This window comes from Cryobacterium sp. M96 (assembly GCF_002929845.1).
GTDB lineage: Bacteria > Actinomycetota > Actinomycetes > Actinomycetales > Microbacteriaceae > Cryobacterium > Cryobacterium sandaracinum.
In genome coordinates this window covers 1-21,491 of record NZ_PJJS01000054.1, presented here as the reverse complement: position 1 = coordinate 21,491, position 21,491 = coordinate 1, and the positions used below count along the sequence as shown (strand labels likewise).

Genomic DNA, 21,491 nt, shown 5'->3' with positions numbered 1-21,491 from the left:
GCGAACCTTCGGTGGGCCCCGATCGGTCGGAGACAGAGCAGACCGAGTGGCCGATGGATTTACGCCGCGACGGGCGGAGCCGGCAGCGGGTCGGGGCGGACGTGGCCACCGGCGCGGACCGCAGCACCGAAGGAGGATCCTCAGGCGCAACCGAAACCAGCGCCAAAACGGTTGTTATATCCCGCGGCGGGGCACCCGGCGCCGGCGGGCGGGTGAACGGCGGTGGTGCCCATCTGTGAGAAACGGTGAGACAGGAGATCTGACTGATTGTCACAACGGCAGCGCGGGGCCAGGCTCTCAGAGGAACCGGTCGAGGTCCACCACACCCAGCGCAGCCAGGGACCGCGCAAGCATCTCCTCGATCCGTTCTGGTAGGTCCTCCCGTTCGGCAAGCCGGTTCGATACCTCCTGAACGCCGCTGAAGTACGCCACCAGATGCCAGGCCTCGCGGTCGTGGTCGAGTCCGGACAGGATCTCCCCCGCTGCCTCGGCCTCGCGAAGCAGCATCGCGATGCGCGCGACCCAGCCCACGTACGGGGTCGGCAGGATTGCCGGGATCAGATGATATTCCCGCACGAGCCGCACCGAAGCCCGCACGCGCACGTCGTTCCGGAAAGCGCCGGCAACCCCGCGGATCGACGCCACGATGGCCTCGATCCCGCGCACGGGTGACGCATCGCCCAGTACGTTGGCGAACGGAGCCCGCGAAAACGAGGAATGCACGAGCGCGAGCGCCATATCCGACTTGGCTTTGAAGTGGTACTGCACCAACCCCTTGCCGGTGCCCGACTTCTCGGCAACCAGGCCGATCGAGGTGCCCGCGTAGCCGCGGTCGGCGAATTCGATTGCCGCCGCTGCCAGGATGCGTTCACGCGCCTCGATCCTGCGAGCATCACTTCCAGCCACCAGCACCTCCGGGAATCGTCACCATTCGACCGAACGGTGCGATATACCAGCCTAACCATCGGGCCGGGACGCCTTCACCTGAGAGTGCTGTACGATCGTACAAGTCTCCGGGTGAGATTCAGTTCTCGACTGACCGGGGGGATTCAGGGGGACCCGGGGACCAACGCAACCCCAGTCGGATTCGCATCTGGCTGNGGGGGGGGGGGGGGGGGGGGGGGGGGGGGGGGGGGGGGGGGGGGGGGGGGGGGGGGGGGGGGGGGGGGGGGGGGGGGGCGAGCCTGCCCAGTCCCGGTGACCCGCCCCTCGGAGATTCCCCGCCGGTGGTCGAGCCTGTCAAGACCCGGGACGAGAGCCACGCCCTACAGCCCCACCCGCTTGCTCGGCAGTGCGATCAGTGTCTGTTCCGGGTCGTTCTCCACCGGTGGCCGCAGCCAGTGTTGCGTTCCGGTGCGGGTGATCTTCCAGTGCTGGTTGTGCAGCAGTAGGTGGTGCGGGTGGCAGAGCAGTACTTCTTCGGCGAGGTTGGTGTCTCCGGTGTCGGTGAGCCAGTCGTTGATGTGGTGGGCTTCGGTCGAGGCTGGTGATCTGTCGCAGTCGACCCACCGGCATCCGCCGTCGCGCACTCCCATCGCGGCGCGTTGTTTCTCGGTGAAGAGTCGTTCGTCACGGCCGACGTTGATGATTTGGCCGATGTCGTCGAACTTGATGCCGCGGGTGCCGGTGTCGCAGAGCACCCGGTCGATGGTTTCCTGCGAGATGGGGACCGGGTTGCCTTCGATCTGCCCGTGAGCGGCGGGTTCGGCGGCACCCGGCGCGGCGGGTTCGGCTGTGAGGACTTTCTCGGTCACGATCACGCGCCGCCTGGCGGCGTCCGCCGAAGACCCGGCCGGGGTCGGCTTCGCCGGCGATCGTCAGCAGTTGCACGAGGGAGTCCGCGTTGATCTGCTCGGTGCTGCGCGGGTCGTCCTGCATTTTTTGGGCCCAGGCTGCCCGTTCCGGGTCGACGAAGCGCACTCCGCCGCGGCGGAGGCTGGTGATGGAGTCGAAGGTGGAGAGCACGAACTCGCCGTCTTCGGGGGCGAACAGCCCGTTCAAGCGCACGTTGACGTTGCTCAGCCGGTAGACCCGCAGGTAGCGGTCGTCGTGGGCCTGCTTCTCCCGGGCGGCGATGCCGGCCTGATCGAGCCGGTCGCGCATCCAGCGGGCCCGTTTGAAGACCTCGTCGGCATTCAGTGACGGTGCCTCGGTGAGGAGCGCCGCGAGGGCCACCCGGAGCTTCTCCGCGGTGACTGCCGCGTCGATCTGGCCGAGCCCGGCCCGGATCGCCTCGGCCGCGTCAACCGAGAGCGTGCCGGCGGTGACGCCCCGGGCGATCGGCGCCTGCCACGGCACCCTCGCGGTGAACGCCGCGACGTCGACAGCGTCGGCGTCGGGCGTCGGGCGTCGAGAGCGTCGAGAGTGCCTCTTCGACCAGCTTGTCGGCCGCCTCGGTGTCGGCCATCATCGTGCCGACCGCGACCAGCTTGTACGCGTCGCCCTTGGATGAGCCGGTCCAGTTCTGGATCAGGGCCTCGGGCGAGAGGAACCCCTGCTGCGCGGCCAGCCCCGAGTGGCCGAGTTCCGGGCGGGACCGGCGGGCGATGGTTGCGGCCATCAACGCGGCATAGGTGTCGAGCAGACGGCGCGCGCAGGCGATCCGCTTCTGGCCGGCCAAAGCCTCGGCGTCGGGAAGAGCCGCGAGGTCGGCGCTCGAGGAGCCCAGCAGGGCGACAGCGTCGGCCGCCTGCCTGAGGTCATCCGCGAGGTTCGTCATGTTATGAGGATACCTCGTTGGGTACATTTAGTCGATACTTATTTATTAATAGCTGTGATTACTTCGGATTTTTGTTCTAGTACCAGAACGCGGAGGTCGCGCTGGCATGCCGATATGGTCTGGGGTCGGCGTGTCGGTCTCGCGGCGCAGGTTCTGGACCGTGGCGGACGTTCCAACGTGCGCCTGCTTCCTCACCGTGCGCCGGGAGAGGGGAGGTCAGACGGGAGCCTCCAGGGATCACCTGACCGGGTCTCGACGGACTCGAGCACCCGAGGAGGGAACAAAAAAACCCCTTCCATTTGGTGAAAACCTGATGAAAGGGGCCTCGCGGTGCACCCCCCCGGACTTGAACCGGGAACCCACTGATTAAGAGTCAGTTGCTCTGCCAATTGAGCTAGAGGTGCATGTTTCTCTACTCTCCGACCCAGGGTGACCCGAACCGACTCTAGATACTAACAGCACGATTACCTTCGGCGCCAATCGAGGTACAAACCGGAGAGTCGCGCCAAAATTACTAGTCTTGGTCTGTGACCCAGCCCCAGAAGTACTCCCTCGATGACGACCTCCAGCTCGCGACCGAGCTCGCCGATCTGGCCGACGCGATCTCGCGCGACCGGTTCACCGCGATGGACCTCGTCGTGACGACCAAACCCGACCGCACCCCGGTGACGGATGCCGACCAGGCCGTGGAGCGCGCGATCCGGACCGCCCTGGCCGAGCGGCGCCCGGCCGACGGCATCCTCGGTGAGGAATTCGGCACCGAGGGCACCAGCGTGCGGCAATGGATCATCGATCCGATCGACGGCACAGCCGGTTTCCTGCGCGGCATCCCGATCTGGGGCACCCTGATCGCCCTCGCCGTCGATGGCGATCCGGTGGTGGGGATGGCGAGCTCCCCAGCCCTCGGCAAGCGTTGGTGGGCGCGCACCGGCGGCGGCGCCTGGATGACCGACGAGCGCACGCCGGGCGCCGACCCCGTGCGCCTGGCCGTGTCCGGCGTGGCCAAGCTCGCCGACGCCTCGCTCAGCTACAACAGCATCCAGCAGTGGGACCAGACCGGGCACCTCGACGAGCTGATCACGCTGTCCCGCCAGGTCTGGCGCACCCGCGCCTACGGCGACATGTGGTCGTACATGCTCCTCGCCGAGGGTCTGCTCGACATCGTCGCGGAATACGACCTGCAGCCCTACGATCTCGCGGCCCTGGCCCCGATCGTGCAGGAGGCCGGCGGCCGGTTCTCCTCCGCCGACGGCCGGCCCGGCCCCTGGCACGGCAGCGCTCTGGCCACCAACGGCCTGCTGCACGAGCCGGCTCTGCGGGCCCTCGGCTCAGCGACCACCACCACGGATGCACCCGCGTCCCCGAGCGCGCCGACCCGCTAACCGATGATCCCGCCGCGCACGCACCCCGGAACCCTGACCCTGCTGATCGCTGCGGCCAGCGTCCTGACCGCCAGCCTCACCGGCTGCAGCGTGATCGGCGACATGCTGCCGACGCCGGTCCGCAACGTGGCTGCCGTGCCGGCATCCGCTCTCGGAGAGGTCACCGCTGTGGCCGACCTTCTCGTCGGAGACTGCCTGCGTGAGGTTTCGGAGGGACTGGACGTGAACGCATCGATCGTTCCGCGGGTTTCATGCGACGAGAGCCACGAGTTCGAGGTATTCGCCCGGTTCCCGGTGCCGGGCGACGCCTTCCCCGGCGACAACGCCGTGACCGCAGTGGCGGAAACCGGCTGCGGTTCCCTGTTCGAGGACTTCGTGCTGCTCGAGTACCGGGCATCGAGTCTGGATTTCGCCTACCTCACCCCCACGGCGCAGAGCTGGGCCGACGCCGACGTCCTGGCCAGCCCGAACGGCCCGGGCAGCCGCGACGTCTCGTGCCTGATCACCGACCCGGCCGGCGCCGTGACCGGCACCCTGGCCGGCGCATCGCGCTGACCCGCGGCCATACTGTTGACCCATGAGGATCAATGCCTTCTCGGATGTCTCCCTGCGAGCGCTCATGTTCCTGGCGACGCTCCCCGACGGCGAGCTTCAGACCTCGCGGGTCATCGCCGAGGCGGTGGCCACCCCGTACAGCCATGTCAGCAAGGCCGTCATGCGACTCCGCGAGCTGGGACTCGTGGAGTCACTGCGCGGCCGTACCGGCGGAGTGAGGATCAGCCCGGTCGGGCGAACGGCCACCGTGGGCTGGCTGCTGCGCCAACTCGACACCCGCGACGATGTCGCCGACTGTGAGACGCCCCACGGTGACTGTCCGCTCAGTGGCGGCTGTGGACTCCGCGGGGGGCTCCGACGAGCACGGGAGGCGTTCTACGCCGAACTCGACGACCTTGTGATCGCGGCTCTCCCCCATATCGGCTTCCCCGCTCCCGTTGTCCTCACGCTGGCACCCCTGCCGCCGCGCCGCGCCGATCGGGGGTAATGGGATACAACCCGATATTAAGCATTTGAAATGATACTTTTGGGTACGTCCCTCAATTGCTTGGAGTTTGCATGCTATCCACCCAGTCACTGCCCCTCATCAAAGCGACTCTGCCCCTGGTGGGCGAGCGCATGCCCGAGATCGCGAAGAACTTTTACGGCCGGATGCTGACCGCTCACCCCGACCTCTTCGACGGCCTCTTCAGCCGCTCCAACCAGAAAAACGGCTCGCAGCAGCAGGCCCTGGCCGGAAGTATCGCCGTCTTCGCGACCTACCTGGTGCAGAACCCCGACACCACGCCGGAGGCCATGCTCTCCCGCATCGCCCACAAGCACATCTCCCTCTCCATTGCGCCCGAGCAGTACGACATCGTCTACAAGTACCTCTTCGAGGCCATCGCCGAAGAACTCAGCGACGTCATCACGGCCGAGATCGCCGGCGCCTGGACCGAGGTCTACTGGCTGATGGCCCACGCCCTGATCAAGATGGAGAAGGGCCTTTACGCCGGTCTCGCCAGCGACAAGCCGCTCGCCCCCTGGGTCGTCGTGAAGAAGGAAGCGGCCGGCACCGACGCCGTCACATTCACCCTGGAGCCGGCCGACGACACTCCCGTGACGCCTGCCCTGCCGGGCCAGTACGTCAGCGTCACGGCCACCATGCCCGACGGCATCCGCCAGGTGCGCCAGTACTCGCTGTCGGCCGGCACGGCCACGACCCGCGTCTTCACCACCAAGCTCGACGCAGACGGCGAGGTCTCCCCCGTGCTGCACCGTGATGTGCAGGTCGGCGACACGCTCATCCTCTCCGTGCCGTGCGGCGACATCACCCTAGATCAGGGCACCGGCCCGCTGATCCTGGCCTCGGCCGGAATCGGCTGCACGCCCAGCGCATCGATCCTGCGCTCCCTGGTGGACACCGGCTCGAAGCGCGAGGTGCTCGTGCTGCATGCCGAGAGCAACCTCGAACGCTGGGCGCTGCGCGACCAGATGAGCGAAGACATCGCACTGCTGGAAGCAGCAGAGCTCGAACTCTGGCTGGAGATCCCGAGCGAGGGCCACCACGAGGGCTTCATGTCCCTTGAGAACGTGTCGATCCCGACGGATGCCTCGGTGTACCTGTGCGGTCCGCTCCCGTTCATGCGCAGCCTGCGCTCACAGGCGCTGGAGTCCGGTGTGCCGGCCGACCGCATCCACTACGAGATCTTCGGCCCTGACCTCTGGCTTGCCGGCGTCTGATCCGCGCGGAATTTCAGCGCAGCCTCAGTGCTCGTCGCCCCATTCGGTGCCCTCGAGGTCGCCGCGCAATGTGCCGGTGACCTCGTCGACCGCCTCGCCCACGGTGCCCGCGAACCGCTCCGGTGGGAACCGTCGACTGAGACCGTAGTCGCGCAGGTGGTCCTTCACCGGACCCTTCATCTCGGCGAAGATCAGCGTGATCCCGCGTGAGGCGAGGAAATCGTCGAGTTCCAGAAGTTCTTCCACGGCGGTCGTGTCGATCTCTGTGATCGGCTCGGCCGCCAGGATGACCGTGTGCACGTCACTCCCTGCCTCGGTGACGACGCGACGCACGAAGTCGTCGAAAATGCCGCCGTTGGCGAAGAACAGCGGCGCGTCGAAGCGCACGATGACGATGCCGGGCAACCGCTCGCCCTCCGGATGACGGGACAGGTCGTGGTACCCGCGCAGCCCACGGATGCGCCCGAGCTCAGCCCGGTAGGGTCGCCAGGCGTGGCTCACGAATGCCCCGAGGGACAGCACGATCGCCACGCCGATGCCCTCGATCACGCCCACGACCACGACACCGAGGAACGACGCGATGGACAGCGCGGCATCCACTTTGTTCATCCGCACGAGGGCGAGGAACCCCTTCACGTCGATCAGACCGGCGGCCGCGACGATCACGACGGCAGCGATGGTCGCCGAGGGCAGGTAGCCGGTGAGTCCGGGCGCCAGCAGCATGAACACCACGATGAGTGCGGCGCCGACCACGCCCGTGAGCTGGGTTCGTGCGCCCGCGCTCTCGGCAACGGGGGTGCGCGAGGACGACGCCGAAATGGGGAAGCCGCCGAGCAGACCGCCCGCGATGTTCGAGGCGCCGATCGCCGCCATCTCCTGACTCCCGTCGACACTCTCGCCGCGGCGCGCGGCGAACGTGCGCGACAGCACGGCCGTATCGGCGAAGGCGATCAGGGCGACGCCGAGGGCGGGAAGGGCGAGCGCGGCGACATCCGCCCAGACCAGACCGCCGAGCGCCGGAGCGGGCAGTCCCTGCGGCATCGCCCCGACGACGGGTATGGTGCTGTGAAGCCCGAGTACGGCAGTCAGCAGTGTCGCCAGCACGACGGCCACTAGCACGCCGGGGATCCGAGATCTGCCCCAGGACAGACCCACGATGATGAGCAGCGACCCGAGTCCGAAGAGCAACGCGGTGAGGTTGACTTCGCCCCCGGCGATACCGGCCCCGATTGCGATCACGTCGGCAATCGGCGGACCCGAGTCGATCGAAAATCCCAGCAGCGCCGGCAGTTGGGAAATGATCACCAGGAGTCCGAGGGCATTCAGGTAGCCGACCCGGATGGGCTTGGAGAGCAGGTCGGTCACGAATCCGAGGCGGAGCAGTCCGCCCAGCAGGAGGATCAGGCCGACCATGATCGCGAGAAGTCCCGCCAGGGCCACCGCTCGGTCATCGTCGCCGAGGGCAAGCGGCAGGATCACGGCCGCGATGATCGGCGCCAGGGCCGAGTCGGGGCCGAGCACCAGCACGCGAGAGGGGCCGAACAAGGCATATGCCGCCAACGGAATGATCGTGGCGTACAGGCCGGTCTCTGGCGGCAGGCCGGCCACCTCGGCGTAGCCGATGCCCACCGGGATCAGCAAGGCGGTGAGCACAAGCCCCGCTCTCAGGTCAGGGAGCAGCCAGGCGCGCCGGTAGGTGAGCGCGGTATCGACACCCGGCACCCACTTCTTCACCCACGCAGCCGCCATACCGTTCCTCCCGGCCCTATCTTGGTGCATCCGGGCGGTCCGGCCTAGAGGGCCTATAAGTCGGTGTAGCCGAGATCGGGAGCCGGGAGAAAGCGGGCGACGGATGAGGGGGCGCCCGACAGCGCGAGGATCACCAGTTCGTTCTCCCCCGCAGTGAGCACCGGACCGGGCACGTACAGGGTAACCTGCGGCCCGCGATCCCAGAATCGGCCGAGGTTGAACCCGTTCAGCCAGGCCTGGCCCTTGCCCCAGCCGACGACGCTGAGAAAGAGGTCCACCCCGGGCTCGGCGACGAAACGCCCGCGGGCGAAGGCCGGGCCCGCCAGCGACCTACCGGGCATACCCCTCCGGAACAGGGAGGCGCCAAGTCCGGTCACGGCGTCGAGGCGCAGCGGGACCACCTGCCACGCCGGCTCCTCCGTGTCGAGGAGGGCCGGGCCGATCAGACCCTTGGCCTCGCCGATCCGGGGGCCGTAGTTGACCCTGCCCTGATCTTCGACGAGCACGTCGAGTCGCCCGGCAGCGTCACCGTCACCCACGCTCGGCAGGGTGAGCGAGCGGTCGTGGTTGTCGCGCTGGAGCACACCCACCGGCACACCGTCGAGAAACACCTGGGCGCGGTCGCGCACCTCAGCGAACGAGAGCACGCGGGCGGCACCCGGTGCCACCCGCGTGCGGTAGAGGGCGAACCCGGAATACTGGCCCACGGCATCCATGGTCGGCAACCCGGCGCCAGCAGCGGCAGGAACGACAGCCTCGACCCCCGCTGCAGCCTCGTCGGCCGGCACGCCCAGAACTTCGAGGGCATCCCACAGGCTGACCGACTCCCAGAGGGACACCTCGAAGGCCGGGGCCGCCCGCACCCGGTCCGGCAGCTCGTCCGGCACGCTCGTATATCGGGCGAGCACCTCCCGGAAGGCGTGGTACTTCTCGGTGGTCTGGCCGCTCTCCGACAGGGGCGCGTCGTAGTCATAGGACGTGATCGTGGGCTGGAACACGCCCTTGTCATTGGCGCCGTTCGTGAATCCGAAATTGGTGCCGCCGTGGAACATGTACAGATTGACGGATGCCCCAGTAGCCAGCAACTCGTCGAGCTCTCGCGCCGACTCTGCGGCCGAGGTGGTGTGGTGGTGTGCACCCCAGTGGTCGAACCATCCGTTCCAGAACTCCGCGCACATCAGCGGCCCGGTCGGCTGATGCCGCCGGAGGGTGGCCAGGCGTTCGCGGCTGCGTGCGCCGAACGACCCGGTCTTGTGCAGTTCGGGCAGGCTGCCGTCCTGCAGCATCTGGTCCGTCGGCTGGTCGATCGTGGTCAGTGGCACGGTGATGCCGTGGGCCCGGTTGAGTTCGACGAGCGCCGTGAGGTAGTCCTGATCGCGCCCGTAGGCACCGTACTCGTTCTCGATCTGCACCAGGATCACCGCTCCGCGGCGATCGATCTGCCGCTCGGCCACGATCGGCAGCACCTGCTCGAAGTACTCGGCGACGGCCGCCAGATACTGCGGCTCATTCCGGCGCACGCCCACTGTGGCGTTCTGGAACAGCCAGGCCGGCAATCCGCCGTTGTCCCATTCCGCACAGATAAACGGGCCGGGGCGCACGATCGCGTACAAACCCTCCGCAGCGACGAGGTCGAGAAAATGCGCCAGGTCGAGCGGCCCGTCGGTGCGGAACTCCCCGCGCACGGGTGCGTGCGCGTTCCAGGGCACGTAGGTCTCGATCGTGTTCAGGCCCATCAGCCGGGCCTTGTGGATGCGGTCGGCCCAGTGGTCGGGGTGCACCCGGAAGTAGTGGATGGCCCCGGCCAGCACTCGGAACGGCTGCCCATCGAGCAGGAAGTCCCGTTCCCCGATCGCGAAGCGGCCGGTCACGCGGTGCCGGCCGTCGTTGCCGCCACTGCCACTGCCGGCACAGCCTCCCGGGATCGGCGCAGCACGGCCACCCCGAACCGGGGCAGGTCCAGTTCGCCGTCGGTGAGCGTGGCCGGGCCGAGGTCGATGCCGATGAGTCCCGAGCCCGTGACGCCCGCCACCCGCACGACCTCCTCGCTGTGGTTGATGTAGAAGAGGTAGTCGTGGGTGTCGGACTGCCGGGCGGCGAGCTGCACCGATCCGTGCACGGCGGCAGGCAGCGGCGAGACGATCCCGGCCTGTGCGGCGAACCTTCCGACGAGGGTGGCCAGCGCCACGGTGTCGGGCACGGTGGCGACGAAGCAGGCCCGGCCGGCGCCGACAACCCGGCCCGTCACGGCGGGTACCCCGGGGTACGGACCGCCGACGAATCGGGCGAGCACCTCGACATCCGGCTGCACCGTGACGTCATGGGTGATCAGGATGCCTGTGCCTCCGTCGGGAAGGCTGGCGACGCCGGTCGGGCTGGTTCCCTCCAAACCCACGGTCTGGCCGGGAAGCAGCGGGCCGAATTCCTCCGCGCGCACGCCGAGCAGATCGCGGAAGGCGCCCGGGTATCCCCCGGGATAGACGTGGTCGTCGCGGTCGGCCAGGCCGGAGAACGCACCGACGACGAGGTGGCCCCCGGCACGGGCATAGTCACCGAGGGCGGCGGCGAGCGGCTCCGGAACGACGTAGAGCATCGGCGCAATCACGAGGTCGTAGCCGGCCAGGCCGTTCTCGGCCAGGGCGATGGCCGCGGGCACGATGTCGGCCTGCAGCCCGTTGGCCAGTGCTGCGGTGTACCAGTTCATGGCCTCCACCTTGTAGCGCAGCTGGTCGGTGGGGTGCGAGTCGAGCTCGGAGGCCCACCAGGAGTCCCAGTCGAAGAGGATGCCGATGCGAGCCTGCACGGTTGTCGTGCCGGCCACCTCGGCGAGGGCGACGAGCTCGGCGCCGAAGTCCACGACCCGGCGGAACATCGTGCTGTCCTCACCCGCGTGCGGGAGCATCGCCGAGTGGAATTTCTCCGCTCCGGCGAGAGACTGGCGCCACTGGAAGAAGCAGATCGCGTCGGCGCCGTGGGCCAAGTGCGTGAGGCTGTCCCGGCGCAGCTGCCCGGGCGCCTTGGCCAGGTTCACCGGTTGCCAGTTCACGGCGCCGGTGGAGTGCTCCATCAGGAACCAGGGGTCGCGTCTGGCGATCTGCCCGGTGAGGTTGGCCGAGAACGAGAGCTCCTCGAAGGCGAGCGGGTAGGCGCCGAGGAAGTAGTGGTCGTTCGAGACAATGTCCACCTCGGTTGCCCAGTCCGCGTAGTCCATCCCCTTCACTTCGCCCATCACCATGAAGTTCGTGGTGATCGGCACGTCCGGGGTGATGCGGCGCAGGATGTCCCGCTCGGCCACCAGGTAGTCCTTCAGCGCGTCGCTGGAAAACCGGGCGAAATCGAGTTGTTGGGTGGGGTTCGGGTGGGTTCCGGCCAGGCGAGGTGGCAGGATCTGGGTCCAGGCCGAGTAGTTCTGCGACCAGAAAGCCGTGCCCCAGGCCCGGTTGAGATCGGCGAGCGAGCCGTAGCGGGCTTCCAGCCAGACCCGGAAGGCCGCCGCCGCGTCATCCGAAAAGTCGTACACGTTGTGGCAGCCGAGCTCATTGCTCACATGCCACAGGGCGAGGGCCGGGTGGTCGGCGTAGCGCAGGGCCATCTTCTCGACCAGCGCGAGGGCGTAGCGGCGGAAGACCGGTGAGGTGGGGCGCCACTGCTGGCGTGCGCCGGGCCAGATCGTCTCGCCGACCCGGCTCTCGGGCAGCACCTCCGGGTGCAGCTCGGTCAGCCAGGGCGGCGGGCTGGCGGTGGCCGTGGCCAGGTCAACGGCGATGCCGTTGTCGTGCAGCAGATCAAGCACCCGGTCGAGCCAGGCGAAGTCCCACGAGTCGATGGTGGGCTGCAGCAGCGCCCAGGAGAAGATGCCGACGCTGACGATGTTCACGCCGGCCTCCCGCATCAGACGCACGTCGTCGGCCCAAACCGTTTCCGGCCACTGCTCCGGGTTGTAGTCGGCACCGTAGGCCAGCCGTGGTGTTTCAGCGGCCAGGCTCTGGCTGCCGTCGGCGAGAGGGTGGGCGTCGGGCCAGCGGACCCAGCGGGCCGGTGAAGTGTCGTGCGTCATGGTGTTCGTCTCATTCGTCGTGCAGGGTGACGGGTGTGCCGGGCGGGAGGGGGCCACCGGATCTGCTGTGGCCCCCGCTCGCCCGTCGAGCGGGGCGGATACGCCCGGTTACTTGCTGTTGACGGTGAAGCCCTGCTCCACTCCGTAGGCTGCGGTCTCGTCCTGCCAGCCCTGGAGGCCGGTGTTCAGGTCGGTCTTGTTCTCGTAGGACTGTCCGACCGTGTCAGCGAAGATGCTGTTCGAGTAGACCTGGAACGGCAGGTAGGACCAGCCGGGCACGACGTCCTTGGCGGCCTGCACGAGCACCTCGTTGATCTTCTGGCCACCGAAATACTCGCTCTCGTAGCCGAGGAACCCCTCCGACTCGAGGTCGGCGACGGTGGAGGGGAAGCTGCCGCCGTCGATCTGCAGCTGCACCCCGGGGCCGGCGTTCAGGTACTCGACGAATCCGGCCGCAACGAGCTTGTTCGTGCTCTGTTCGAGCACGGCCACGCTGGAGCCGCCGTTCTCGGCGCTGGCCGCTTCACCGGCTTCGTAGGTGGGTAACGGGGCAACCCGCCAGTCACCGGCCGATTCGGTGATGCCCGATTCGAAGTTGGCGGGCATCCAGGCGCCGGTCAGCAGGGTCGAGATGGTGCCGTCTCCGAGGGCCTTGTACCACTCGTCGGTCCAGCCGACGATCGGGGAGACGAGGCCGTCCTGAACCATCGGGTTCCACATTTCCGTCCACTCCTTGGCACCGGCATCCTGCAGGTCGATCGTGACGTCGGTGCCGTTTTCGGTCGTGTACGGATGTCCGCCGGCCTGCCAGATCATGCTCGTGGCGAAGCCGGCGTCGCCGGAGTCGCTCGAGATGTAGCGGGACGGGTCGGCGGCGTGGATCGTGGCCGCTGCCGCGGTGTATTCGGCCCAGGTGGTCGGCACGGCGATGCTGTATTCGTCGAACACGGCCTTGTTGTAGAACATGGCCATGGGGCCGGAGTCCTGCGGAAGGGCGTAGAGACCGCCGTCGATGCTCACGTTGCCCCAGGTCGACGCCGTGAACTCGTCCTCGAGTTCGGCGAAGCCGAAGTCGTTGAGGTCGGCGAGGGAATCCGACAGAGCGAACTGCGGCAGGGCGTAATACTCGATCTGAGCCACATCGGGGGCGCCCGATCCGGCCTTGATCGCGTTCTGCAGCTTGGTGTACTCGGCGCTGCCGGTGCCCGCGTTGACCACCTTGACGGTGACGTTGGGGTATTCCTCCTGGAAGGCATCCGCTGCGGCCTGCACCGGGGTGCCCCAGGACCAGACCGTGATGGTGGATTTCTCCTGCAGAGCCGCCGCGATGTCGTCGGCGGTGCCGGTTTTGGCTCCCCCGGCGGAACCCGGCGCACAGGCCGCGAGCGATCCGACCAGGCACAGGCCGGTCACCATGGCCGCTACGGTGCGTCCCACGCGTCGTGCGGTGCGGTGTGTTGATTTCATTGTGAACCCTTCACTTCTTTGAGAATGGAGGCTGCCTGGATAGTTAGGCTTTGACGCTTCCGGCGGCCAGACCCGACTGCCAGTACCGCTGGAGAAATAGGAACGCGACCACGATGGGGATGATCGTGATCAGGGAGCCGGTGATCACGAGGTTGTAGATCACGTCACCGCCCACCGTCTGCGCCTGCTGATTCCACTGGTTCAGGCCCACGGTGAGCGGGTACCAGGTCGGTTCGCTCAGCATGATCAGCGGCAGGAAATAGTTGTTCCAGGTCCCGACGATCGAGAAGAGGAGCACGGTGACGAGCCCGGGGGCCAGTAACCGCAGGGAGATGGTGAAGAAAGTGCGGATCTCTCCCGCGCCGTCCATCCGCGCGGCCTCGAGTACCTCGGTGGGCACGGAGTCGAGAGCGTAGGTCCAGATCAGGTATAGCCCGAACGGGCTGATCAGTGACGGCAGGATCACGGCCCAAGGGGTGTTCGTCAGGCCGAGCTGGCTGAACATGAGGAAGGTGGGAACGGCCAGGGCCGTTCCGGGGATGGCCACGGCGCCGAGCACGACGGCGAAGACGGCCTTCTTGCCGGGAAAGTTGAACTTGGCCAGCCCGTACCCGCCGAGGGCCGCGAGGAACGTGGCCCCGCCCGCTCCGATGACCACGTACAGCAGCGTGTTGCCGAGCCAGCGCACGAAGACACCGCCGTCGTAGGTGAGCGTCTGGGCGATGTTGTCGAACAGGGCGAAGTCGCCGCTGAACCACAGGCCGAAAGAGTTGAGCAGCGAGGCCTGCGTCTTCGTCGAGCCGACGAACAGCCAGAACAGCGGGAGCAGGCTGTAGATCAGGAAGACGACCATGACCGCCGTCAGCAGCACCGACTTGCGCTTGTGCTGACTGCCGGCGCTGGGGCGGGCGTAGCGGGATCGGCGCGGGGATGTGCTGCGGGTGGCCGCGGTTGTCTCGCGCACTGCGGTCGAGGCCGGGGTCAGGGATTCGGGCGTGGTGAGGGCCATCTCAGACCTCCTTTCGGGTGCCGGTGATCTGCACGATGTAGGCGATGGATGCGGTGAGCAGACCGACGATAATGGCGATGGTCGCCGAGTAGTTGTACTGCTGCCCCGAGAAGGAGAGGTTGTAGGCGTACATGTTCGGGGAGAAGAAGGTGCTGATGGCGTTCGGGGCAAGTGAGCGCAGGATGCTCGGCTCGTTGAAGAGCTGGAAGCTTCCGATGATCGAGAAGATCGCTCCGATCACCATGGCGGGCCGCAAAGCGGGGAACTTGATGCTGCGGATGATCCGGAAGGTTCCCGCACCGTCGAGCTCTGCCGCCTCGTACAGGTCCGCGGGGATGACCCGCAGCGCCGCGTAGAACAAGATCATGTTGTAGCCGACGAATTCCCAGGTGACGATGTTGCCGATCGACGCGAGCACCCAGGTGCCGGATAGTGGCGAGGGGATGGTGATCCCGAAGAAGTCGTTCAGGTTGCCGACGAGGCCGAACTGGGTGCCGTACATGAAGCCCCACATCAGCGTTGCGACCACGGCCGGCACGGCATAGGGCAGGAAGATCGCGATGCGGAACAGCGGGGACAGGTGCAGTCGGGCGCTGTCGATGGCCAGTGCGGCGAAGAGTGCGAGGGCGAGCATGATCGGAACCTGCACGGCGAGGAACAGGGTGACCCGACCCAGGGACTCCCACAGCTTGGGATCCGACAGGGCGTGGGCGTAGTTTGCGAACCCGACGAACGAGTTGCCGCCGACCAACTGGTCCTTGTAGAGGCTCAGGTAGACCGAGTAGATCACGGGAGCGATCAGCACGACGGCGAAGACGACCATGAACGGGCCGACGAATTGCCAGCCCGTCCAGTCTCTTTTCTGCCTGCGCTGCGTGCGGGTCGCCGACCCGGCTGCGGGGTGATGTGACAACGTTGTCATGCTTGCCTTCTCAACTCATCATGGTTGCGGTTTGCCGATCGCGGTCATGTTTACGTAAACATGATGTATCAGGACGGTAGCATGTTTACGTAAACATATGGAAATGGAAAGCATGACCAACCCCCCGCAACGACGCACGGCGACATCCCGACTTCCATCGATGGCCGATGTGGCCGCCCTGGCGAAGGTTTCCTCCCAGACCGTGTCGCGGGTGGTCAACGGTCGCACCAACGTGGACGACGACACCCGGGAACGAGTTCTGGCCGCCATGGGCGAGGCCGGCTACCGGCCCAACAGCGCCGCCCGCTCACTGAAGTCCGGCCAATTCCGTTCCATCGGAGTCGTGCTCTACACCCTCTCGACGTTCGGCAATATGCGCACCCTCGATGCGGTCACCGCATCCTCCACCCTCGCCGGCTACTCGGTCACTCTCCTGCCGGTCGCCCTCGACACTGAGGACGGCGTGGCCAGCGCCGTCACCCGGCTCGCCGAGCAGGCGGTCGACGGCATCGTCATCATCATGGAGGCCCAGGTTCTCGACCGGGCGTCGATCACCCTCCCGACTGGGGTTCCCGTGGTGATCGTCGACTCCGATGCCGGAAGCCAATTCACGGTCGTCGACACCGACCAGGTCGACGGTGCCCGCCAGGCCACGCAGCACCTGCTCGACCTGGGCCACACCACCGTCTGGCATGTGGCCGGGCCCGACGCGGCGTTCTCCGCCCGTCGCCGGGCAGCCTCCTGGCGAGCGACCCTCGAGGAGGCAGGCACGCCGGTGCCGCCGCCCCTGGTGGGCGACTGGAGCGGCAAATCGGGCTACCAGCACGGACTGACATTGGCCGCGCGCAAGGATGTCACGGCGATCTTCGCCGCGAACGACCAGATGGCCCTCGGCATCCTGCGGGCTCTGCACGAGTCCGGGCGCGCCGTGCCGCAGTCGGTCAGCGTGATCGGCTTCGACGACATGCCCGACGCCGATTCCTTCTACCCACCTCTGACCACCGTGCATCAGGACTTCGGCGAGGTCGGCCGCCTTTGCATGGTGAAGCTGCTCGAACTCATCGAGTCAAACCGGCCACACCCCGGCGCCACCCTCGTGCCGGCGCACCTGGTGCTCCGGTCGAGCACGGCCTCTCCCTCGCGCCGGGACTGACCCCGCCCACTCGCGGAGCGAGAAGAGGGCGGCCACGAAACTGACGACGGGTGACGAAAGGCCCGCAATCACGTGGATTGCGGGCCTTCCGGCTCAACAACGTGTGACAGCAACCGGTGGTGGAGATGGGGGGAATTGAACCCCCGTCCACTGCTGTGGTCATATGCCTTCTACGGGTGTATCCAGTGAAATCGTTCTACTCGGCTCCGGAATTTGCCGCTGGCACCTAATCCGACGAGCCCAGCCCTCGTTTGAGTCCCCCTACACCCCGCGGCTCAGAGTAGGAGCAATCTCTCTAAATGACGTCAGGGTCCGGGTAGAGAGCATTCCCGGCCTGGCGGACTTCTTAGTGCGCTCGCTTAGGCAGCGAGGGCGAAGTCAGTGCGGTTTGATTTGGCACTTATTGTTTTGCAGAGATCGTTTACGAGATAACCCTGCATCCTCGACCCGCTTCTCATAATTGCGCAGGCAATGTCGAAACCGATCATCCCCAGGTGCACTCACTGCCACCATGGCGGCATTCAAGTGGGTCACTGTCACACGCTGTTGAGTTTTCAATCTGCTGAGTGTCAATCCTCACGGCCCGAATGGATCGTGCAGCCCTTTAGCTTACAATACGACGAGGTGGAAGGCTAGTCGCCGAGGTTTTTTCGGGCGGAGATGGCCCGGTCGGACTCGCGCTTGTCCTGGCGCTCGCGCAGTGTCTGGCGCTTGTCGTACTCTTTCTTGCCCTTGGCGACCGCGATCTCCACCTTGGCCTTGCCGTTCTTGAAGTAGAGCCGCAGCGGGACGAGCGTGTAGCCGCCCTCTTTGGTTTTGTGGCTGATTTTGATGATCTCCTGCTTGTGCATCAGGAGTTTGCGCTTGCGCCGCGGCGGGTGGTTGGTCCACGTGCCGGCGACGTACTCCTGGATGTGCACGGCGTCCAGCCACATCTCGCCGTTCTCGATGAAAGCGTAGCCGTCGACGAGCGAAGCCCGACCGGCCCTGAGAGACTTGACCTCGGTGCCGCTGAGTACCATTCCGGCCTCGTAGGTCTCCTCAATGAGGTAATCGTGGCGTGCCTTGCGATTGGTCGAGACGACCTTCTCGCCTATTTCCCTGGGCACGGCATACTCCTCGACTCGGTGGATGTGTTCGGACGCGATGCCGACCAGCCCACCAGTCTAGCGCTCTGGGGGCGGGCCGAGCGGAGTAGGTCAGACCTTCAGATAGCGCGTGATGGCGAATTGAGCGGAGAAGGCCGCCAGCACCGCGCCGACCACCAACAGGATCGGAACCACCACGAGGGCGTCTTGCATGCCGACGAGGGAGAAGTTGGTCAGACGTTCGCCCAGATAGCCCTGCACGAACCAGTACACGAGACCGAGAACGGCGCCTCCCGCCAGCAGCGATCCCAGCAGAGCCGCGAAAACACCCTCCAGGATGAAGGGCGTTTGAATGAACCGATTGGATGCCCCGACCAGCCTCATGATGCCCAGCTCGCGCCGCCTGGAGAACGCGGAGAGACGGATGGTGGTGGCGATCAGCAGGGCCGCCGCCACAAGCATCAGCGCGGCGATGCCGATCGCGGTGTAACTGGCAACGTTCAGCACGGAGAAGATCTGGTCCAGGTACTTTCGTTGGTCCGCGACGTTCTCCACCCCGGCGACGCCGGACAGAGCCTCTACGAGCACATCCGATTGCGAGGGATCGCCGAGGTTGACCCAGAAGGTTTCGTTCAACTGGTCAGCGGTGACGTAGTCGACCACCGGGTTGTCGGCGAACTGCTTCTTGAAGTTCTCGAAGGCCTGGTCGTGAGTCTCGAAGTAGTACTTGTCGATGAACGGTGACAGGGTAGAGGTCTCGAGCTGCGCCTTGACCGTGTCGATCTGTTCGGGCGTGGCCTCCCCGGCCGTGCACGTCTCACCCGACGAAATGGCGGTGCACATGTAGATGCCCACCTGGGCGCGGTCGTACCAAAAGTTCTTCATCTGCCCGATCTGCATCTGCATCAGGATCGCGGCGCCGACGAAGGTTAGCGAGATGAAGGTCACGAGCACCACGGAAACGACCATGGAAGCGTTGCGGCGCAGGCCGTTGGCTGCTTCGGAGAGCACGAGTCCGAGTCTCATCGGGTGGGCCCTACATTCTGTTCGCCGGTCTGGTCCGGTTTTTCGCCCGGCGCGCGCAGCCCGAGCTTCTCGGCCAGGGTCAACTGCTCCGGTACGTCGTGCTGAGTGATCGGAAGAACCGGCCGGGTCATGGCCCGGCTCAGGTCGGTCATCGAAGCATCGGCGGCGGAATCCGCTTCTGCTTCTGCGTCCGTTTCTGCTTCTGCTTCTGCTTCTGCTTCCACTTCCACTTCTGCGTCCTCGGACGATCCGTCGTCGAGGGGCGCCGGATCGGCCGGACCCTTCGCGGCTGAGAACGGGGCCGCGGCAGGCTCGGCGACCGGCGCCGGCACGGGAACCGGTGGAAAGGTGAGGGGAGGGTGCGACGCAGGCAGAACCTCGTCAGTGGGCACGGCGGGAGGGGCGGCGGCGGCGGCCGGCGCGAAAATGGATGACGGTGCCGCAGCCGCAGGTGCCACACCCGACGAGCCACTGGGAACCTCTCGGGCGGAACGGCGCCCGGTGCCGGCGGTGGTGGTGGGGATGGCCGCGGTGGCGTAGCCACCCTGGCGCTCGTCGCGCACGATGCGTCCGCCGACGAGTTCGATCACACGGCGCTGCATCTGGTCGACGATTCCGGCCTCGTGGGTGGCCATGATCACGGTCGTGCCGGCGGCGTTGATACGTTCGAGCAGGGCCATGATGCCGGCGCTGGTGGTGGGGTCGAGGTTTCCGGTGGGCTCGTCGGCCAGCAGGATCTGCGGCTTGTTCACGATGGCGCGGGCGATGGCAACACGCTGCTGCTCACCACCGGAGAGTTCGTGGGGCAGGCGCAGCGCCTTTTCGGCCAGTCCGACCATCTCGAGGGTGTCGGGTACGGCTTCCTGGATGAACCCGCGCGACTTGCCGATCACCTGCAGACTGAAGGCCACGTTGTCGAAAACGCTCTTATTCGGCAGCAGGCGGAAGTCTTGGAAGACGACGCCCATGTTGCGGCGGAAATAGGGCACCTTGCGGTTGGAGATCGACCGCAAGTCCTGTCCGAGCACGTGAATGCTGCCGCTGGTGGGCCGGTCTTCCTTCAGCACAAGGCGGAGGCAAGTCGATTTCCCCGAGCCGGAAGCACCGACGAGAAAGACGAACTCTCCGCGCAGCACCTCGACGCTGATGGCGTCCAGTGCCGGTCGGTTCGTTCCCGGATACTTCTTGGTGATGGTGTCAAAACGAATCATGGCCCCTTGAGCCTAGGCAGGCATCTTGATAATTCCTACTCCGACATACCTAACCGGTGACAGACCCGCAGATCAAGGCTCTAACCCTGCGGCGCCTGCTTGCGCCAACGGATGCCGGCGGCGATGAAACCGTCAAGGTCGCCGTCGAACACCTGGCCGGGATTGTTGACCTCGTAGTTGGTGCGCAGGTCCTTGACCATTTGGTACGGCGCGAGCACGTAGCTGCGCATCTGGTCGCCCCAGCTGGCCGTGATCACCCCGGCCAGCTCCTTCTTGGTGGCGGCTTCCTGCTCGCGCTGCAGCAACAGCAGCCGGGACTGCAGCACGCGCATGGCGGCGGCCCGGTTCTGGATCTGGCTCTTCTCGTTCTGGCAGCTCACCACCGTGCCCGTGGGCAGGTGGGTGATGCGCACGGCGGAGTCGGTCGTGTTCACGGACTGGCCGCCGGGTCCGCTGGAGCGGAAGACGTCGACCCGGATGTCGTTCTCGGGCACCTCGATCGACTCGGTCTGCTCGATCAGCGGAACCACCTCCACAGCGGCGAAGGAGGTCTGGCGTTTACCGGCGGAGTTGAACGGGCTCATCCGCACGAGGCGGTGCGTGCCGGCCTCGACGCTCAGCGTGCCGAAGGCGTAGGGCGCATCCACCTGGATGGTCGCGCTCTTGATGCCGGCCTCTTCGGCGTAGCCCACGTCGAGCACCTGCACGGGGTAGTTGTGCTGCTCGGCCCAGCGCAGGTACATGCGCAGCAGCATCTCGGCGAAGTCGGCCGCGTCGACGCCGCCGGCGCCGGAACGGATGGTGATGACCGCCGGACGCACGTCGAATTCGCCGTTGAGCAGCGTGTGCACCTCGAGGTCGCCGAGCACCTTCGTGATGCTCGCGAGTTCCGCGGTGGCCTCGTCAGCCGATTCCTGGTCACCCTCGGCGTTGGCGAGTTCCACCAGCACCTCAAGGTCGTCGAGGCGGGACTCGATGCTCACGATGCGGGCCAGCTCCGACTGGCGATGGCTCAGCTGGCTGGTCACCTTCTGCGCGTGGTCGGAGTCGTCCCACAGATCGGGCGCACCAGCCTGTTCATTCAGGTCGGCGATATCGGTGCGGAGTCGATCGATATCGATCACCGACCGGATGTCGTCGAACGTGGCCCGCAGTGCGGCGATCTGCTCCGAGAATTCCAGCTCAATCATGTCGAACCCCAGCCTACCGGGCCACCCGGTCACGGCATCCGCTCGTGGAGTCCGCTTTCAGCGCCGGATGCGGCTGGTCCGGACCCTGCAAAGGTCCATGCTGACCATTCCGTGTGGCCGCGGTTCGTGCACGGCGGAATGCCCTGCCCGGCATCAACCAATTCGACGGAGATTCTGGCTCTCCTGCTTCATCTGTGGGTGTTTCGGAGCGCCTTAACGGCCGCACGCCGCTTCCTGTCTA

18 protein-coding genes, 1 tRNA gene, 1 other RNA gene and 1 pseudogene are annotated in these 21,491 nt (G+C 66.5%); 5 read left to right on the top strand and 16 right to left on the bottom strand.

What is annotated here, in order from left to right:
• Positions 1-297 precede the first annotated feature (297 nt).
• From CXY79_RS14110 to CXY79_RS14090, 5 genes and pseudogenes are all read right to left on the bottom strand, one after another.
• Positions 298-912, bottom strand: coding sequence for a TetR/AcrR family transcriptional regulator (locus CXY79_RS14110; RefSeq protein ID WP_104102808.1), 615 nt, complete (start codon positions 910-912; stop codon positions 298-300).
• Positions 913-1,265: 353 nt separating this feature from the next.
• Entirely contained in the window at positions 1,266-1,754 is a 489-nt protein-coding gene (locus CXY79_RS14105) for a hypothetical protein (protein ID WP_233191516.1), read from the bottom strand.
• Between the two features lie 115 nt (positions 1,755-1,869).
• Positions 1,870-2,298 (bottom strand): annotated as a pseudogene (locus CXY79_RS17035) (DUF222 domain-containing protein); the annotation flags it as partial.
• Positions 2,243-2,719 (bottom strand): hypothetical protein, encoded by a 477-nt coding sequence (locus tag CXY79_RS14095; RefSeq protein ID WP_104102799.1) that lies wholly within the window; start codon positions 2,717-2,719, stop codon positions 2,243-2,245. The pseudogene CXY79_RS17035 and the gene CXY79_RS14095, both read right to left, overlap by 56 nt.
• A gap of 331 nt (positions 2,720-3,050) precedes the next feature.
• Positions 3,051-3,123, bottom strand: a tRNA-Lys gene (locus CXY79_RS14090).
• Positions 3,124-3,246: 123 nt separating this feature from the next.
• On the opposite strand from CXY79_RS14090, the gene CXY79_RS14085 reads away from it, so the two are divergent.
• The 4 genes from CXY79_RS14085 to CXY79_RS14070 all read left to right on the top strand — a co-directional run bounded on the left by CXY79_RS14085 (position 3,247) and on the right by CXY79_RS14070 (position 6,378).
• Positions 3,247-4,101: an inositol monophosphatase family protein gene (locus tag CXY79_RS14085; RefSeq protein ID WP_104102796.1), complete on the top strand. Its 855-nt coding sequence runs from the start codon at positions 3,247-3,249 to the stop codon at positions 4,099-4,101.
• Positions 4,102-4,104: 3 nt separating this feature from the next.
• Positions 4,105-4,656 carry a septum formation family protein gene (locus CXY79_RS14080; RefSeq protein WP_104102793.1) on the top strand — a complete coding sequence of 184 codons (552 nt, stop codon included), beginning with the start codon at positions 4,105-4,107 and terminating at the stop codon, positions 4,654-4,656.
• A gap of 22 nt (positions 4,657-4,678) precedes the next feature.
• Entirely contained in the window at positions 4,679-5,143 is a 465-nt protein-coding gene (locus CXY79_RS14075) for an Rrf2 family transcriptional regulator (RefSeq protein ID WP_104102790.1), read from the top strand.
• Positions 5,144-5,214: 71 nt separating this feature from the next.
• Positions 5,215-6,378, top strand: a complete 1,164-nt coding sequence (locus CXY79_RS14070) for a globin domain-containing protein (RefSeq protein WP_104102787.1) — start codon at positions 5,215-5,217, stop codon at positions 6,376-6,378.
• Positions 6,379-6,402: 24 nt separating this feature from the next.
• Here CXY79_RS14070 and CXY79_RS14065 read toward each other — a convergent pair whose 3' ends face one another.
• The 6 genes from CXY79_RS14065 to CXY79_RS14040 all read right to left on the bottom strand — a co-directional run bounded on the left by CXY79_RS14065 (position 6,403) and on the right by CXY79_RS14040 (position 15,582).
• A complete protein-coding gene (locus CXY79_RS14065) occupies positions 6,403-8,127 on the bottom strand; it encodes a SulP family inorganic anion transporter (protein ID WP_104102784.1) in 1,725 nt (574 codons plus the stop codon).
• Between the two features lie 53 nt (positions 8,128-8,180).
• Positions 8,181-9,998, bottom strand: a complete 1,818-nt coding sequence (locus tag CXY79_RS14060; protein ID WP_174776128.1) for a glycoside hydrolase family 35 protein — start codon at positions 9,996-9,998, stop codon at positions 8,181-8,183.
• Complete coding sequence (locus tag CXY79_RS14055; protein ID WP_104102781.1) at positions 9,995-12,184, bottom strand: beta-galactosidase; 2,190 nt, start codon at positions 12,182-12,184, stop codon at positions 9,995-9,997. Before CXY79_RS14055 ends, CXY79_RS14060 begins: the two co-directional genes overlap by 4 nt.
• Positions 12,185-12,292: 108 nt before the next feature.
• Positions 12,293-13,651, bottom strand: a complete 1,359-nt coding sequence (locus tag CXY79_RS14050) for a sugar ABC transporter substrate-binding protein (RefSeq protein ID WP_104102778.1) — start codon at positions 13,649-13,651, stop codon at positions 12,293-12,295.
• Positions 13,652-13,694: 43 nt separating this feature from the next.
• The gene (locus tag CXY79_RS14045; protein WP_104102775.1) at positions 13,695-14,660 is read right to left on the bottom strand and encodes a carbohydrate ABC transporter permease; all 966 of its coding nucleotides are present in this window, start codon (positions 14,658-14,660) and stop codon (positions 13,695-13,697) included.
• A gap of 1 nt (position 14,661) precedes the next feature.
• Complete coding sequence (locus tag CXY79_RS14040; protein WP_104102772.1) at positions 14,662-15,582, bottom strand: carbohydrate ABC transporter permease; 921 nt, start codon at positions 15,580-15,582, stop codon at positions 14,662-14,664.
• A gap of 112 nt (positions 15,583-15,694) precedes the next feature.
• Here CXY79_RS14040 and CXY79_RS14035 point away from each other — a divergent pair, with 112 nt between their 5' ends.
• Complete coding sequence (locus tag CXY79_RS14035; RefSeq protein ID WP_233191514.1) at positions 15,695-16,735, top strand: LacI family DNA-binding transcriptional regulator; 1,041 nt, start codon at positions 15,695-15,697, stop codon at positions 16,733-16,735.
• Positions 16,736-16,852: 117 nt separating this feature from the next.
• Here the strand turns inward: CXY79_RS14035 and ssrA are convergent.
• From ssrA to prfB, 5 genes are all read right to left on the bottom strand, one after another.
• Positions 16,853-17,227: a transfer-messenger RNA gene (gene ssrA / locus CXY79_RS14030) on the bottom strand.
• A gap of 140 nt (positions 17,228-17,367) precedes the next feature.
• Positions 17,368-17,844, bottom strand: a complete 477-nt coding sequence (smpB, locus tag CXY79_RS14025) for an SsrA-binding protein SmpB (protein WP_104102765.1) — start codon at positions 17,842-17,844, stop codon at positions 17,368-17,370.
• Between the two features lie 90 nt (positions 17,845-17,934).
• Positions 17,935-18,849 carry a permease-like cell division protein FtsX gene (ftsX, locus tag CXY79_RS14020; protein WP_104102762.1) on the bottom strand — a complete coding sequence of 305 codons (915 nt, stop codon included), beginning with the start codon at positions 18,847-18,849 and terminating at the stop codon, positions 17,935-17,937.
• Complete coding sequence (gene ftsE, locus CXY79_RS14015; protein ID WP_104102759.1) at positions 18,846-20,060, bottom strand: cell division ATP-binding protein FtsE; 1,215 nt, start codon at positions 20,058-20,060, stop codon at positions 18,846-18,848. The genes ftsX and ftsE overlap by 4 nt, the downstream gene beginning before the upstream one ends.
• A gap of 80 nt (positions 20,061-20,140) precedes the next feature.
• Positions 20,141-21,250, bottom strand: coding sequence for a peptide chain release factor 2 (prfB, locus tag CXY79_RS14010; RefSeq protein WP_104102756.1), 1,110 nt, complete (start codon positions 21,248-21,250; stop codon positions 20,141-20,143).
• Between the last annotated feature and the right edge of the window lie 241 nt (positions 21,251-21,491).